The 14,774-nt window shown below is 72.2% G+C and carries 11 protein-coding genes; 3 read left to right on the forward strand and 8 right to left on the reverse strand.

Annotated features, from left to right (window positions below):
* Positions 1 to 95: 95 nt before the first annotated feature.
* The 3 genes from O7605_RS21370 to O7605_RS21380 are packed head-to-tail and all read right to left on the reverse strand — an operon-like array spanning position 96 to position 3,977.
* Complete coding sequence (locus tag O7605_RS21370) at positions 96 to 788, reverse strand: hypothetical protein (RefSeq protein ID WP_269740809.1); 693 nt, start codon at positions 786 to 788, stop codon at positions 96 to 98.
* A complete protein-coding gene (gene eccE / locus O7605_RS21375; RefSeq protein WP_269740810.1) occupies positions 785 to 2,266 on the reverse strand; it encodes a type VII secretion protein EccE in 1,482 nt (493 codons plus the stop codon). The genes O7605_RS21370 and eccE overlap by 4 nt, the downstream gene beginning before the upstream one ends.
* A 31-nt stretch (positions 2,267 to 2,297) precedes the next feature.
* Positions 2,298 to 3,977 carry a right-handed parallel beta-helix repeat-containing protein gene (locus O7605_RS21380; protein ID WP_269740811.1) on the reverse strand — a complete coding sequence of 560 codons (1,680 nt, stop codon included), beginning with the start codon at positions 3,975 to 3,977 and terminating at the stop codon, positions 2,298 to 2,300.
* A 188-nt stretch (positions 3,978 to 4,165) separates the two neighbouring features.
* On the opposite strand from O7605_RS21380, the gene O7605_RS21385 reads away from it, so the two are divergent.
* The 3 genes from O7605_RS21385 to O7605_RS21395 are packed head-to-tail and all read left to right on the forward strand — an operon-like array spanning position 4,166 to position 6,281.
* A complete protein-coding gene (locus O7605_RS21385; protein WP_269740812.1) occupies positions 4,166 to 4,549 on the forward strand; it encodes a YwqJ-related putative deaminase in 384 nt (127 codons plus the stop codon).
* Complete coding sequence (locus tag O7605_RS21390) at positions 4,546 to 5,031, forward strand: SUKH-3 domain-containing protein (RefSeq protein WP_269740813.1); 486 nt, start codon at positions 4,546 to 4,548, stop codon at positions 5,029 to 5,031. The genes O7605_RS21385 and O7605_RS21390 overlap by 4 nt, the downstream gene beginning before the upstream one ends.
* A complete protein-coding gene (locus O7605_RS21395) occupies positions 5,025 to 6,281 on the forward strand; it encodes an SseB family protein (RefSeq protein WP_332317184.1) in 1,257 nt (418 codons plus the stop codon). Before O7605_RS21390 ends, O7605_RS21395 begins: the two co-directional genes overlap by 7 nt.
* A gap of 3 nt (positions 6,282 to 6,284) precedes the next feature.
* Here the strand turns inward: O7605_RS21395 and O7605_RS21400 are convergent, their stop codons facing one another.
* From O7605_RS21400 to eccCa, 5 genes are all read right to left on the reverse strand, one after another.
* On the reverse strand, positions 6,285 to 6,758 hold the full coding sequence (locus O7605_RS21400) for a hypothetical protein (RefSeq protein ID WP_269740815.1): 474 nt from the start codon (positions 6,756 to 6,758) through the stop codon (positions 6,285 to 6,287).
* Positions 6,759 to 6,775: 17 nt separating this feature from the next.
* Positions 6,776 to 8,074, reverse strand: a complete 1,299-nt coding sequence (gene mycP, locus O7605_RS21405; RefSeq protein WP_269740816.1) for a type VII secretion-associated serine protease mycosin — start codon at positions 8,072 to 8,074, stop codon at positions 6,776 to 6,778.
* 107 nt (positions 8,075 to 8,181) lie between these two features.
* Positions 8,182 to 9,966: a WXG100 family type VII secretion target gene (locus O7605_RS21410; RefSeq protein WP_269740817.1), complete on the reverse strand. Its 1,785-nt coding sequence runs from the start codon at positions 9,964 to 9,966 to the stop codon at positions 8,182 to 8,184.
* Positions 9,967 to 9,997: 31 nt separating this feature from the next.
* Positions 9,998 to 10,618: a hypothetical protein gene (locus O7605_RS21415; RefSeq protein WP_269740818.1), complete on the reverse strand. Its 621-nt coding sequence runs from the start codon at positions 10,616 to 10,618 to the stop codon at positions 9,998 to 10,000.
* A 132-nt stretch (positions 10,619 to 10,750) separates the two neighbouring features.
* The gene (gene eccCa / locus O7605_RS21420; protein ID WP_269740819.1) at positions 10,751 to 14,713 is read right to left on the reverse strand and encodes a type VII secretion protein EccCa; all 3,963 of its coding nucleotides are present in this window, start codon (positions 14,711 to 14,713) and stop codon (positions 10,751 to 10,753) included.
* Positions 14,714 to 14,774: the final 61 nt, after the last annotated feature.

Genomic DNA, 14,774 nt, shown 5'->3' on the forward strand with positions numbered 1-14,774 from the left:
AAGGGAGTAGACCGTCGGAGGATAAGCGGCACCGGTGTCCATGCGGGAGCCGCCGGGTGTACCAATGCGGCAAAGACCGTGACGCCGGTCCTCGGTCAGCCCGCCCGGGCGACGGGGCCGATCAGCTGACGCTCGGTGCCGGTCATGCTGAGCATCACCCACTGCACCTTGCCCCTGGTGATCAAACCGACCATCTCCGGATGCAACTGGGTGAACCAGCTCTGCACGCTGGCCAGACCGAGAGCGTTCGCGGCGGTGGCGGCCTCGGCCTCGGTGAGCCGCTGAAGCACCACGATGTCGCTGCGTACCAGGACCTCGACGTCCCAGCCGGCCAGGTCGTCGCGGACCACCAGGGTGGCCCGCCAGGGCGCGCTGAGATTGGTGTCCGGCCCGGTCACCGGCCCGGTGTCGATCACCACGAGCTGCGGTTCGGTGGGTGTGGCCGGCACCGGAGGAGCGACACCGGGCGGCAGGAACGAGGCGATCTCCCGGCCGATGACGCAACGCCGCAGCAGGGCGTCCCACTCCTGCTCCCGCGCGGTCTGGATGAACAGCCGGGCGCCGAGCGCCAGGGACCGGAAGGCGAGCAGCTCGGCCGCGCGTACCCCGCCGGTGAGCATCAGCCGGGTCGGCTCGGCCCGGAACACCCGCAGTCCCACCGGCTCCTGCTGACGGTTACGGCCGACGACCAGCCCACCGCCACCGGCGACCAGCCGTAGCCCGGCGACGGCGGCACCGTCCGCGACGTGCAGCCCCATCCGGCTGCCGGGAAACGCGACGCCATTCATCGCAGGAAGCCTCCCAACGGCAGGGTGGCGGCCACGCCGTGGGCGTGCTCACCGTCGAGTCTCTGCAGCCGACCACCGTGATCGCGGATCGCCCGGTCGAGCGCTTTGTCGGCGGCGGCCAGCGCGGCCGGGTCGGCGCCGATGAGCCGGAACGCCACCTCCACCAGAGCGTCGTCGTCACCGGGTCGGTCATTCTCCCGAGCCACCGAGACCGACACCACGCCGGCCGCGGCGGGCAGCCCACGCAGCAGCGGGTCCAGTTCCCACCCCCGGCCGGGCCAGGCGAGCAGTCGATGACAGCTCTGCGGGACACCCTGCACCGACCAGTTCCGCCAGCCTTCCCGGGCCAACGGTCGGTCCGTACCTACCGCACCGCCGGTGAGATGGGTCAGTTGGGCGACCGCGGCGAGCACCTCGTCCCGGTTCAGCAGCCGGGCCGTCGCCCGCTCCTGCCGCAGCTGACGGCGGGTCCGCCGGATCGCCGCGGTGAGCGCCGGCCGCAGGTCGCGGTTGGCATGGAAATCGGGGGTCCGCGGTGCATGCAACACCACCCATGCCTGCCGGCTGGCCGGGACGCCACCGTTCGTCAGCTCGCGGTACGCCCGGTCGACCGCCGCCGCCCGGGCACGGGGTGCCGGCGTCACCTGGATCAGCACCTGGACCGTCACCACCGGCGTTGCCGGGTCGGCGGCGGGCAGCAGGGCCACCGGCGACGGCAGGGCCTGTGGCGCGCCCATGAGCAGCGCACCCTCGGTCGGATCGACCTCCAGCACCGCGCTGAGCCCGCCCCGGTGGGTCAGCAGCACGGCCGGCTGATCGTCGATCTCGACCTGATCAAGCTCGACGGTGCTCTCCAGGTGGCGCAGCAACTGCCAGGGGCCGTCGGACCCGGCGTCGACCACCTGTCGACTGCGCCCCCGGTACGCCCACCACACCGCCAGCCACTGGTGGAGCCATCGGCCCCGGCGGCGCACCATCGTCGGAGCGAGCAGCAGTACGGCTACGGCGGCCACGGCGATGGTCAGCGGCAGGCCGTGCGGCGTGGCCGCCAGCACCGCCGCCGCGCCGGCCTGCCAGGCCACGAGCTGAGCCACGTGGATCCCGCCGACGCGCGGCTGCCGTCGGTGTGGGCGTACCACCGGGACCGGCGCGGCGTCCTCGGCGGCGACCCCCGCGACGGGCTGTCCCGTCGCGGCGGCCGCGGCCTGCGGTGCGACCCGGCTCTCCGGTGACCGGGCGGCGGGCGCGGCGACGGCGGCCGGTGCCGCAGCGGCGGCCCGACTGGTGTACGCGGTGCCCACGGTGGCCCGGCCCGGCCCGCGCTGGGCCGCCCAGTTGTGTCCGGGCCCGGTGCCGCCGAGCGTCGGTGCCGGCACCGCGCCCGGCTGGGGCAGGCGTTGCTGCGGCGGCGGTGCCGCCGCCCCCGGGTGATGCTGCCAACCCGGCTCGCCCGGCTGCGCCGCACCCGGATGCGTCACCGCGCGTCCCTCCCTGCCCGGCGCCGCATCGTCATCGCCCGATCGCGACGCGCACGTCGGCCACGGTCACGGTCCGCAACTCGTCGAGGCTCGGTCGCTGGCCGGACTGCCGCAACCGCTGGGCCTGCGCCTTCCGGACACCCTCGAAGAGCTTGCGCGCCTCCCGGGCATTGCCGAAGTTCTGGTCCCGCTCGATGGTGCCGAAGTGCTCGCGGAGCACCTCGGAGACGCCGTCGGCGAGCAGGTACTCGTCGCCGCCGGCCATTCGTTCCACGATGACGACCAACTGTTCCGGGGAGTAGTTGCCGAACTCCACGGTCTTGGCGAAGCGGGAGGCCAGACCGGGGTTGGCATCGAGGAACTGCAGCATCTCACCGGTGTAGCCGGCCGCGATCACGGCGATCTCGTCGCGGTGATCCTCCATCAGCTTGACGAGCGTGTCGATGGCCTCCTGCCCGAAGTCGCCGCCGGTGCCCGACGACCGGGACAGGGTGTAGGCCTCATCGATGAAGAGCACACCGCCACGCGCCAGTTCGAATGCGGCGGCGGTCTTCTCGGCCGTGTGGCCGATGTACTGGCCGACCAGGTCACGTCGGGAGACTTCCCGGAAGGCGCCGCCGGGCAGTGCGCCCAACGCCGCCAGCAGGTCACCGTAGATGCGCGCCACGGTGGTCTTACCGGTGCCGGGGGCGCCGGCGAAGATCAGGTGATGGCTGACCGCACCGACGGGCAGCCCGGCACTGCGCCGCCACTCGTTGACCTGAATCTCGTCGATGAGAGCGCGTACCTCCTCCTTCACCGACTCCAGGCCGACCATCGCCGCCAGTTCGGCCAGCAGCTTCTCCACCCGGGCGGCGTCCTGACCGGTGGTCGCGCGGGCGGCGTCGGCGCCGAAGGCGGCCTTCCGGTTCACGGTGCCCTCGACGACGGTCGGCTCGGCTCCCTCGGCGATCTCGATCGCCGGCTGGCCGGTGTTCTCCGTGGTGCACTCCTCGACGGTGCCGCGGCAACCCCGGGCGAAGGAGACCGCCGGCCCGCGGGTGTCGCGGATCCGGCAGCGACGAAGCGCCGGGGCGCTCTGATGGACCACCGCCACACCGGCCTGTCCGGTCTGGGAGATGTCGCAGGTCTCGATGGTGGGCCGGCCGTACTGGTAGATGTAGATGCCCCGGTTGCCGCAGCGGGTCACCGTGCTGGTGCGGATGGTCGGGGCCGCGCCGATCCGCACGATGATGCCGTCCTCGCTGAGATCGGTGAACTCGCAGCCTTCGACGCTACCGTCGGAATCCTCCACCACCAGGCCGTACCGTCCGCCGGTCACCCGGCAACGGTCGAGGGTGAACTCGGACCGGCCGGCCACCTGGATCGCCGCGCCGAAGCCGGCGCTCAGCTCGCACCCGGTCATGGTGAGCCTCGCCCGGTCGGCCACCACGACCGGCGCGTCACCCGCCTTCAGGACCAGGTCGCGCAGCTCCAACCGACCCGAGTTGCAGGAGACCGTCGGGTAAGCCCCGGCGGACGCGTCGATGGTGACCGTGCCCGGGCCCTGCGCCGCGACCACGGTGACGGCACGATCGTTGACGAACAGGGCCTCGTGGTAGGTGCCGGGGCTGACCGAGACGACCGCGTCGTCGGTGGCCACCGCCAGTGCCTCCCCGATGGACGGGTAGGCACCGGGCTGGTCCGGGGAGACGAGAAGGGTGCGCGTCATGGCTCCGGCTCTGGACGGCGAGGAGGGGGCTGGACCGACGATATCCCAGGCGGTCGACGCGGTGTGAGCCCCTCGATGCCAGTGGTGCCCGGACACCACCCCCGTCGGGCACCCGGTGACGGTTAGGCTCGCTGGCGGGCCGGGCGAAACCTCGCCGGGAATCCCCTGTCGACAACCGGGAGGACGGGATGGCGCAGCCACGAATGCTGCCGCTGGCGGCCGGCGCGCTGTTGGCCGACGGCACCGTCCACACGCACACCTCGGTACGCGGCGATCTCGCCCCCGACCTGCATCCGGTGGTCCGGCGTTTCCTGCACGGGCTGCCCGTCGAGCAACGCGAGCGCTATACCGGCTGGTGCGCCGAGGCGGTGCTGATCTCCGACCGGCTCTACGCGGCCGAGGCCGGCGGCCCACCGCTCGACGCGGCCCGAGCCCGCGCGCTGCTGTGGGGCGCGAAGATCCGGGTGACCCGGGTACGGGAGGAGGGTGACCCGCACCACGGCCAGGTGCAGCCGCCCTGCCGTTCCTGCGCCGCGCTGCTGGACTGGTTCGGTGTGGAGGCGCTGACATGACTGAACGTTTTCCGCCCCTGGTGGCACAGACCCTCGCCGCCGCCGGCTGGTCGCCCGACCGGTGCGACCAGAGCCGAGGCCGCGAGTGGGGGCTGCGGATCGCCGCCCACGCCACCCCCGGTGGTCGTCAGCACACCGTCACGGATCGGGCGATCGAGGCGTACGCCGAGTTCGGTGGCCTGCGGGTAAGCCCGCAGGGCGAAGGTGAACAGGTCGCGCCGAGCGACGTCCACCTCGACCCGTTCCTGGTGCGGCACTCGGTGGAGACCCTAGCCGAGCTCGCCGAGGCGATCGGCGCGCCGTTGAGCCCACTGGGTGAGGAGGGCGACGGCAGCGGAATCCTGGCTCTCGACGAGCACGGCCGGGTGTTCGTGCTGGACCACACCGGGGACTGGTTCCTCGGCGCGAATCTCGACGAGGCGCTCACCACGCTCGTGCTCGGTCATCGCCCCCAGCGGGTACGGGCGGACGGCACCTGGTGACCGGCTGGCAGCCGACCACCGCCGCCGAGCGCGCGCTGTTGGCCGCCGCGGAGGCCGACGACCGGGAAGGCTTCCTGACCGAACTCGTCGCCGGTCCGCTGCTGCTGCCCGTGTCGCCGGCTGCGGCGGCCGGCCGGGAAACGGTGGCCTGGGCGACCGGCCAGCACGACGGCGTCACGCACGTGCTCGCGTACACCTCACCGGCGGCAATCGCCGCCGGGCTGCCCGGCCGGTCGGTGAGCTACCGGGTGTCGGGCCTGGTCGACCTCGCCGTCGACTGGCCCGACGACGAATGGATGTTGGCGATCGACGCCGGGTTGCCGATCGGCGTCCGGCTGGCCGCTGACGAACTCAGGGCCCTGGCCGAGCCGGTAGTGGAGGCCGAGCGACCGCTGCGCGAGGCGGTCCGCCGGCAGGACCCGAACGCCCTGATGGCCGCACTGCTCCGAGCCGAACTGGTGCTGCCGGTGGACCCGGACGGACCGGCGACCCGCGACCTGTCCGATCCCGAGTTTCCGTGGTGGACCCTGCCCGACGAGCAGGGCCGGGTCAGCCTGCCCGTGTTCAGCTCGGAAGCCCGGCTGCGACAGGTCCTGGGCGAGCGTGACCTCGTGCTGGTCAGCAGCCTCCAGCTCACCGACCACTGGCCGGACCTCTCCTGGCAGTTGCTGCTGAATCCGGAGACGCCGCTGGCCGCGGCGCTACCCGGCGAGGCGCTGCTGACGTTGCGCGACTGGCTCGGCGAGTTGCGACAGGTGATCGACGAGGCAGCCAAGCAGGAACAGGCGCGCCGCGACACGGCCAGATACGCCGATCCGTCGGCGGTGGGGGTGCCGGTGCCCCGTCCGGCACCCGAAGCCGATGATGACGATCCCGACCCTGCCGCACCGCTGCTGCTGCAACTTGTCATTCCGCACCGATACCTGACGTCCTACCTGGACGGCGGATACGACCGGGCGGCTGGACTGGTGCACGCCTGGCACGGACCGGGACGGGACACACCGACCCGGCTGTACCGACGGCTCGGGCTGCTCGGTGAGGGCTCTCCGTTCGAGGAGTCCGACGAGTGGGTGGCGGTGCTGCGCTGGCCGCCCGGCGAGGCCACGCCCGACGAGTGGGGTCAGGGCCAACCGCGGATGGAGTCGATTGTCGTACCGGACGGCACCGAGCTGCGCTGCCTGCACGCGGACGGCCGGGACGAACTGTTGGCCCGCTTCGACGCCGCCGCCCGCCGCTGGTCCCCGGCCTAGCTGCTAGCCACCGCGGCTGGCGAACCAGGCCCGCGCCGGTGGACTCTTGATCAGGACGAGCGACACGCCGGCAAGCCCGCCCACCACCAGCGGCGTGACCATCGTCGGCTGATAGCTGAGCTTGCCCTGCGCCAGCAGCGTCACGATGACGACGACGAAGAGCCCGAAGGTGAACCCGGCCGGCACGGCCAGCCCGGCGGGATTGTCGCCGGTCCAGGCCATGAAGATCCCCATGGCCGCGAGCAGCACCACAAGCAACGCGATCGCGAGTACGCCGGCACCGATGCCCACCACCAGGATCTTGCCCAGCCCGTCGCCTTCGGCGCGCAGCATCGCCCGGAAGAAGGCGAACCCGGCGATCAGCCAGGTGACGATCGAGGGCAGCATCAGCAGGGCGGCGATGGTGACGACTACCGGCCGCCGGCCGGGCACGGGTGCGAGGCCGACCCCGGGTGGGGGCGATGGAGTGATCTGCATTCGTCCGCCCCCGCTCGTCATTCGGACGGGCGGCGCCAGGCGGCGTCGCCGGTGTGGGGGGAGCGAGCCGGGAGATCGGTCGGGCCACCAGGTGCGCCCGGAGCCGGTGGTGCCGCGATCCCGCCGCCGGCGAGCGCCGGCTCCGGGGCGGCCCTCGCCTCACGACGCCGCCGTGCGCGGCGACGGAGCTTGACGATGGCCACCACCCCGCCGACGAGCAGGGCGAGGAAGACCACCCAGACCAGCACAACGATCACGATTTCCTCGTAGTCGGGACCGTCGCTTCCGGCTGCCCGCGCGGCGGCGAGCGGGTCGTCGATCTCCGGCTCGCTGGCTGGCGCGGTACGGCTACCGCGCCCGTCGGGCTCTCCGGTCAATGCCTCCCGCAGGTCGAGTACGCCCCAACCGTAGTAAAAATCGCGCCCCGGCTCGCCGGCGTCCAAGGTGGTCTCGAGCAGTCGCGCGAACAGTTGATACGCGTTCAAGTCCGGGTACTTGGCCTTGATCAGGGCCATGGCACCGGAGACGATGGCGGTGGCGCTGCTGCTGCCGGTGGTGGTCTGGTAGCGGCCGCCGGGTACGGCCTGCACGATGTCCTGGCCCGGTGCGGCGATGCTGACCTGGTTGTCCAGGGTGCCCGCCACGGAGGCTTCCTTGCTGATGGCCCCCTTGCTGTCGACCCCGTTGACGGCGAGGCTGCCGGGATGCGCGGCCGGGTGGCCGACGAGGATGTCGGTGTCGTTGCCGGCGGCGGCGACCACGATCACGTTGCTCTGATAGGCGCGCTCGACCGCCCGGTTCAACTCGTCGTTGAAGCTGCTGGACAGCGACACGTTGATCACGTCGGCACCGGCGTCGATCGCCCAGTTGATGCCGGCGGCGAGCGCTGTCGGTGCGATCAGCGGTGCGCCGTCCTTCTTGATGGTCACCGGAAGGATCTTGGCCTTCGGTGCGACGCCGAGGACCCCGTCGCGGCCCCCGGCCCCGTGCCCGTGACCGGCGATCAGCGAGGCCATGCCGGTGCCGTGTCCCTGGCGGTCGACGCGACCTTTGGTGCGGTCGTCGTAGAGATCCAGGCCAGGCAGGACGTTGCCGCGCAGGTCCGGATGGTTCGCGTCCACCCCGGTGTCGATGACCGCGACGGTGACGCCCTCGCCCTGGGTGATCTTGTGAAGTTCGGCCAGTTCGAGGGACTTGACGTGCCACGAGTCGTCGCGCACTGAGTCCGCCGCCGCAGGTGCGGCGGGCAGAACGAGGGCAGCCAGGACACTCGCGCTGGCGAGCGCGGCGGCTGCCGATCGGGTGAGGACACGCATGCCCGTCAGCCTTCCTTAGTGGGCCGCCGTGCCGGACGACCTGGATTGGACGGTCACCGCATGGTACGGGCCGGGCACCCAGAGTTGGGTGACCGGCCCGCCCCCGGTCAGCTCTGGCCGAGCGCCCTGCCCTGCTCGCCGGGCCGGTGTTCGACCGGCGCCTCGACCACACCGACTGCGGATGACTCGGTGACCCACAATTCGTCGTCGCCCTCGCCGTACGCCCCGGTCTCGTGGTCTCCATCGCGTGGCGCACCCTTGCGCGGGGCGGCGGCGGACGGCCCGCCGCGTCGGCCACCCAGCGACGGTGCCGGGCCGGTGCTGGGCGCGGGCCGAGCGCCGCCCGCACCGGCGCGTCCGCTCAGATCGGGCCGCGCACCGCCGGTACCTCCGCCGGTGGCGGGCTTGCCGACCGGTGGCTGGCCCGCCGTGGGCTTTCCGGCCGCCGGCTTTGCCGGCCTGCCGCTCAACGGGGAGCCGGTGCTGGCCGGGCGGCCCGACGTGGCACCCCGCTGCCCGCCGAGGCTCGGCGGGGGTGCGGCGGGGCGCCCCGGGCCGGCGCCGAGCTGGCCGGGGCGGGCGGTGGATCCTGGCAGCCGCGGGCTCGACGGCGGCGGTGCGGCCGGAGTACCCGGCCGGCCGCCCAGGCCCGACCGACCGCGACCACCACCGGGGGCGCCGGTTCCGGTGTTGCCCGGCAGGGTCGGTCGGTTCGGCGCGGTGCCCCGCCGGCCAGCGGGCGGTGCGCCCGATCCACCGCCCGGGCCGCCGGCGCCGGGCAGCGTCGGACGGTTGGGTCCCGGCCCTCGGCCGCCGGGTGCGCCTGCACCACCGGCACCCGGCAGGGTGGTTCGCGGGGTGTTCGGTCTCGCCGCCGAGTTCGGTGCGGTCAGGCCGGGATTCACCGGTCGCGGCCCGACCGGCGGTACCACTGCCGGGCCGGGTGCCACGGGGGTGGTCGGCGCGGTGGTCACCGGCGGGGCGGTCGGCGGTGGCGCGACGGGCGCGGCGGTACCGCCGGCGAGGCCGACGCCCGCCGGCAGGTTGGCCGGCGGCGGGGCGGCCGGCCCGGTCGGCCCTTCCCCCAGTTGCGGATTCGTCGGCATGTCCGGCCGGTTGGGCATGTCCGGCCGGTTCGGCGCGGCACCGGTCACGGGCGCGCCGGGCGGGGGTGCTCCCGGGACACCGGGCCCAGGAATCTGGGACGGGTTCTTGATGACCGCGTCCATCGGGCCCTTGAACTTCCCGCCCCGGGAGATGTTGGAGATGTAGACGTCGATGTAGAGGTCCGCCAGCGGCTTGGTGATGTTCTTGGCGCGCTGGTGGTACTCGTTCTGCACGTCCTCGTACGACTTGGCGTCGTTGCCTGTGACACCGGGGACCCATTCGACGAGGTCGACAGCCTGGAGGCCCTCGTCGTTGGTCCGGCGCTCCCCCTGCCGGATCTGCTCGGCCCGGTACTCCTCCCAGAGCGTCTTCATCTCCCGCTGGGCAGTCCCGATCTTGCTGGCGAGTTGGTCGAGGCCGGTGGCGTTGTTGCTGGCCACCTCCTTCCACTCGTCGAGCGAGTGCAGCGTGGCACCCACGCGGGACATGAAGACCCGTGCCGCGGGTGACTGCCAGCGGGCGTCCAGGGAGTCGGCGTGGCGCTTGAGATTGTCCCGAGTGGTCTGCAGCAGGCTGGCCGCTCGCCGCCACATGTCGGCGAGTGCCGTCGTCCGCTCGTCACTCTCCTTGCGGACGTACTCCCACATCTGCTCGATGTTCACCGAGTCCCAGGCCGTGGGCTCGTACGGCGTGGCCCCGGCGGCTCGCTCGGCGGCGTAGTCGTCCGACACGCCGGAGTACATCGGATAGCTGACCGGCTGCCAGCCGTAGTAGTCGTCGCTCATCCCCGCTCCTCAGGCCTCGCCCCTGACACCGTCACCGGAGATCCGACTGGTTCAGCTGGAGATCGTCGCCATGCATGCGCTCGCTGTCACCGTGGATCAGATACGTGCCCGAGCCCTCACCGACGACCTCCGCCCGCGCCCACTCCGGGGTCTCCTCGCTCTGCTCCCCGGTGGGGCAGGCGTCGAGGCCGTAGTAGGGATTCATCGGCTCCGGGTTCAGCGCCGCCTCCGGCACCGCGTCGGCCGGGTTCTCCGCGCCCTCCTGCCATCGGCCGCTGAGCGTGTCCTGACCGTCGACGGCGGAGAACGCGTTGTAGACGTCGTCGTTGGTGGCCTGGGCCAGCGCGTCCCCGGTCAGATACTCCGCCGAGATGGACATCGCGGCCATGCTGAGCGCGGTCAGGCCCTTCATCACGTCGGCCATCAGGTGGGAGATGGACATCCGGCTCTCGTCGTGTCGGCCCCGGAGGAACGCGGCTTCCTTCATCCCGCCGCCACCGAACGGTGCCTGCACCGTGAGCATGGGGCGCAGGCCGTTGTCGAAGCTGGGCTGGAAGTTGGTCTCCATCTCCCGCTGGATAGCCAGCGCGAAGTCCTTCAGCTGCTGGATGTCGACGTCGATCTGTTCGTCGACGAGCCATTCGTCGCCCATGTCCCCTCCCCCGTTCGCTCACACGATGCCGGCGCGGTTGCTTCCATCTCCGACTGGTCGGGGGTCAGGCAGCCGCGCTCTGTAAGTCCACTCTGGCCGACAGTAGCCCGATCGGGCAACCCCGTACCGGGCTCAGGAGCGCGGCGGAAGGTGCACCAGCTGCACCAACCGGGTACCGCCGCGCCGGGACACCAGCCAACCCCGGCCCGGCGGCAGCGGCCCCGGCCGGACGGTGCCGAGCAGCACCCCCTCGTCCCGGTTGCCCGACATCACGATGCCGGGCGTGCTGATCTCCCGGAGCCGCATCAGCACCGGTTCGTACAGCGCCCGGCTGGCACCGCCGGTACGCCGGGCGATGACCACGTGCAGGCCGATGTCGCGGGCCTGCGGCAGGAACTCCAGCAACGGGGTCAACGGGTTGCTCCCGGCGCCGGCCACCAGGTCGTAGTCGTCGACGAGCACGTACAGGTCGGGACCCTTCCACCAGTCGCGGGCCCGCAGCCGCTCGGCGTTGATGTCCGGCGGTGGTAGCCGGTCGCGCATCACCGTGGCCACCTCGGTGACGATGCTCTCGGTGACCTGGGCGGTCGAGCCGTACCCGATCAGGTGCGGCGTGTCGATGTCGCCGAGCAGGCTTCGCCGGTAATCGACGATGACCAGCCGAGCCTCGGTCAGCTCGTTGCGGTCGACGATCGTCTGCGCCAGCGCCCGCAGGAAGGTGCTCTTACCCGACTCGCCGTCACCGAACAGGATGAAGTGCGGATCGGCGGCGAAGTCCACGTGCACCGGCTGAAGGTCCACCTCGGCGATACCGATCGGGATCCCCGGCCGGCCGGTGTTGGGCAGGCTGCCGTACGGCACCACGGGTGGCAGCAACCGGATCGGCGGCGCCCCCGGCCCCTGCCAGGCGACGGCCAGATCGGTGACCAGCTTCCGTGCGCCCTCGGGCAGGCTCTCCGCTTCCTGCGCGCTGTCCGCTCGCGGCAACGCCGCCAGGAACTGCTGCCCGTCCGGCGTGATACCCCGGCCCGGTGACTTCTCCGGCACGTTCATCGCCGCCCGCCGGTCCAGGTTGGAGTCGCTGGCGTCGGCCAGCCGCAACTCCAGCCGGGTGCCGAAGACGTCCCGGACGGCCGGTCGCAGGTCCATCCACCGACTGGCGGTCACGATCAGATGGATGCCGAAGGAGAGACCCCGGTTGGCGATGTCGTTGATCGTCGGTTCCAGGTCCTCGAATTCCGTGCGCAGGGTGGCCCAACCATCGATGACGAGGAAGACGTCGCCGAACGGGTCGTCGTCGTGCTGGCCGTGCCGTCGGGCCCGCCGGTACTCGGCCATCGAGTCCACCCCGCGCTCGGCGAACCGCCGCTCCCGCTCACCCATCAGCAGCTGCAGCTCGGCGACGGTACGCCGGACCAGGCCGGCGTCGAGGCGGGTCGCCACCGAGCCGACGTGCGGCAGGTCGCGCAGCGAAGACAGCGCACTGCTGCCCAGGTCGAGGCAGTAGACCTGGGTCTCCCGTGGCGTGTGGGTCAGTGCCAGGGCGGTGACGACCGTCCGCAGCAGGGTGCTCTTGCCGCTCTGCGGGCCGCCGACGATCACCGCATGGCCGGCCGAACCCGCCAGGTCGAACCAGAGCACGTCGCGGCGCTGATCGAACGGCTTGTCGACAATGCCGACCGCGACCTGCAACTCGCCGAGCAGGCCGGCGTGCGCGACGGTGATGCCACGAGCGGGATCGGCCGTCATCGGAGGCAGCAGCTGGTCCAGCGTCGGCGGCTCGGCCAGCGGGGGAAGCCACACCTGGTGCGCGGGCTTGCCCCGACCGGCGAGCCGACCGACCAGGATGTCCAGCACACTCTCGCCCATCCCGTCGGCCGGCTCCGGCGCAACTTCCTCCCGGGGAGTGCGGGTCACCGGGGGTGCCACGTAGCTGGTGGTGTACTCCCGGACCCGGTCCTCGCCGTCGCCGGCGGCGACCGCCGCCGCCGTCTTGCTGCGGTAGGTGCCGGAGACGTACGCGGCCTTGAACCGGATCAGCGGCTCGGTGCCGAACCTCAGGTATCCGTGCCCCGGCGACCTGGGCAGCTCGTACGCGTCGGTGGCCCCCAGCACCACCCGCGACTCCATCGCCGAGAAGGTCCGCAGACCGATCCGGTACGACAGGTGCGTGTCCAGTCCCCGCAGCCGACCCTCCTCCAGCCGTTGGCTCGCCAGCAGCAGGTGCACCCCGAGGGAGCGACCGACCCGACCGATCTGCACGAACATGTCGATGAAGTCCGGCTTCGCGGTCAGCAGTTCGGAGAACTCGTCGCAGATGATGAGCAGGCTCGGCAGCGGCGACAGCGGTGCGCCCGCCGTCCGGGCTTTCTCGTAGTCCCGCTGTGAGGCGTAGTTGCCGGCCGCGCGGAGCAGCTCCTGCCGACGGACCAGCTCGCCGTTGATGGAGTCGGTCATCCGATCCACCAACGGCAACTCGTCGGCCAGGTTGGTGATCACCGCGCTGGTGTGGGGTAGGCCGTCCAGCCGGGTGAAGGTGGCACCACCCTTGAAGTCGACGAGCACGAAGTTGAGGCTCTCCGAGGAGTGGGTGGCCGCCAACGCGAGCACCAACGTGCGCAGCAGCTCGGACTTGCCGGAACCGGTCGCGCCGATCAGCAGCCCGTGCGGCCCCATGCCGTCCTGTGCCGACTCCTTGAGGTCCAGCTCCACCGGCCCACCGTCAGCACCCACCCCGATCGGCACCCGCAACTTGTCGCGGTTGGGGCGCGGCTGCCACGCCCGATCCACGTCGAACTCGTACGGATCGCCGATGTCGAGCAGCTCGGCCAGGCCCAGCTCGGTGGTGAGCGGAGTGTCGCCCCCGCCCCGCGAGGCGGCGGAGAGGCGGAGCGGAGCCAGTTGCATGGCCAACGCCTCGAGCTCGGCCACCCGGCACTCGTCGGCCCGGCCGATCTCGGCCGGACCGTCCACGGTGATGCTGTGCAACCCGCGGTCCGCCGCCACCTCCAGCACCAGCCGGGCCCGATCGAGCAGGCGAGGCGCCGGCGTGGACAGGTCGAGCAGGGTGACGCCCTCCACCCCACCCTCGGTCATCAGATGATCCGAACCGGCGGTGTCGCCACCGTCGATGACCACCAGCACGTGCGGCCCGGCGACCTGGGGCGTACCGCCACTGGCGTTGAACCGGGGCCGGCTGGCCAGCACGTCGTCGAGCATCGCCTCCAGGCCGGTGACCGACGGTGCCACCAGGCGCAACTGGCCGAGCGCGTCGGTGCGGGACGGGTGCAGCGCGTGCGGCAGCCACTTCGTCCATTCCCAGTCCGCCCGCCGGTCCGGCGCCACACAGATCGCGACGAGCATGTCGTCGGGCGCATGGAACGCGGTGGCCTGGGCGAGCACCGCCCGGACCATGCCCCGGGCGGCGTCGGTGTCACCGCGCAGGTGCACCCGGGCGAATCCGTTGAGTGCCATGGTCACCGGCAGGTCGGGCACCTCGCCGTAGGTGGTGAGGAACCGGCGTAGCGCGAGGGCACACATCGGTTCCAGCTTCTCCAGCGACGTGGCCGGCGGCGGCACCAGCGGAGTAGCCAGCTCCTGCGGCCCCAGGCCGATGCGTACGGTGGCGAAATCCACGTCGCCACGACGACGCTCCCACAGCCGGGGGCCCAGCGGCAGGGACCAGAGGATGTCCGGGTCGGGGTGCCGGTAGAACGCCGCTTCCCGCTGCTTGCGGATCGTCTTGAGCACCCGGCGCCGCTGACGGGACAGATGTGTCATGTACTCGCGGCGCTTCTGCAGCATCTCCTGCTTGCCCGGTCCGCCGGAGTTGTTCGTCAACTGTGACCCGAGCATCCCGATGGCGGAGAGTCCGAACAGGCCACCGGTGACGTACCCGAGGGTCGATCCGCCCCGGCCGGCGAACATCAGGGCCATCGCGAACGAGCCGGCGAGCATCGGCAGCAGCATGAGCATCTGCCCCCACGCCTTGCCGCTCGGCGCGGGCACCTCGGGCGGCGCGTCCAGCAGCACCTCGCCAGAGGGATACTCCGGCTCCGGCTGGCGGGCAGGTCGCTTGACGACCACCGTGCTCACGTGACAGACCTCCGTCGCCTCGGTGCGGCGCGGTGAACCGCCCCCGCGTCACCGGCACATG

The sequence above is a fragment of the Verrucosispora sp. WMMA2121 genome, from assembly GCF_027460185.1.
Lineage (GTDB): Bacteria > Actinomycetota > Actinomycetes > Mycobacteriales > Micromonosporaceae > Micromonospora > Micromonospora palythoicola.

Bases quoted from the DNA above. Each gene is read 5' to 3' on its own strand.
- O7605_RS21370 (WP_269740809.1), bottom strand. From the start codon at position 788: ATGAATGGCGTCGCGTTTCCCGGCAGCCGGATGGGGCTGCACGTCGCG.
- O7605_RS21380 (WP_269740811.1), bottom strand. From the start codon at position 3,977: ATGACGCGCACCCTTCTCGTCTCCCCGGACCAGCCCGGTGCCTACCCG.
- O7605_RS21385 (WP_269740812.1), top strand. From the start codon at position 4,166: ATGGCGCAGCCACGAATGCTGCCGCTGGCGGCCGGCGCGCTGTTGGCC.
- O7605_RS21390 (WP_269740813.1), top strand. From the start codon at position 4,546: ATGACTGAACGTTTTCCGCCCCTGGTGGCACAGACCCTCGCCGCCGCC.
- O7605_RS21400 (WP_269740815.1), bottom strand. From the start codon at position 6,758: ATGCAGATCACTCCATCGCCCCCACCCGGGGTCGGCCTCGCACCCGTG.
- mycP (WP_269740816.1), bottom strand. From the start codon at position 8,074: ATGCGTGTCCTCACCCGATCGGCAGCCGCCGCGCTCGCCAGCGCGAGT.
- O7605_RS21410 (WP_269740817.1), bottom strand. From the start codon at position 9,966: ATGAGCGACGACTACTACGGCTGGCAGCCGGTCAGCTATCCGATGTAC.
- O7605_RS21415 (WP_269740818.1), bottom strand. From the start codon at position 10,618: ATGGGCGACGAATGGCTCGTCGACGAACAGATCGACGTCGACATCCAG.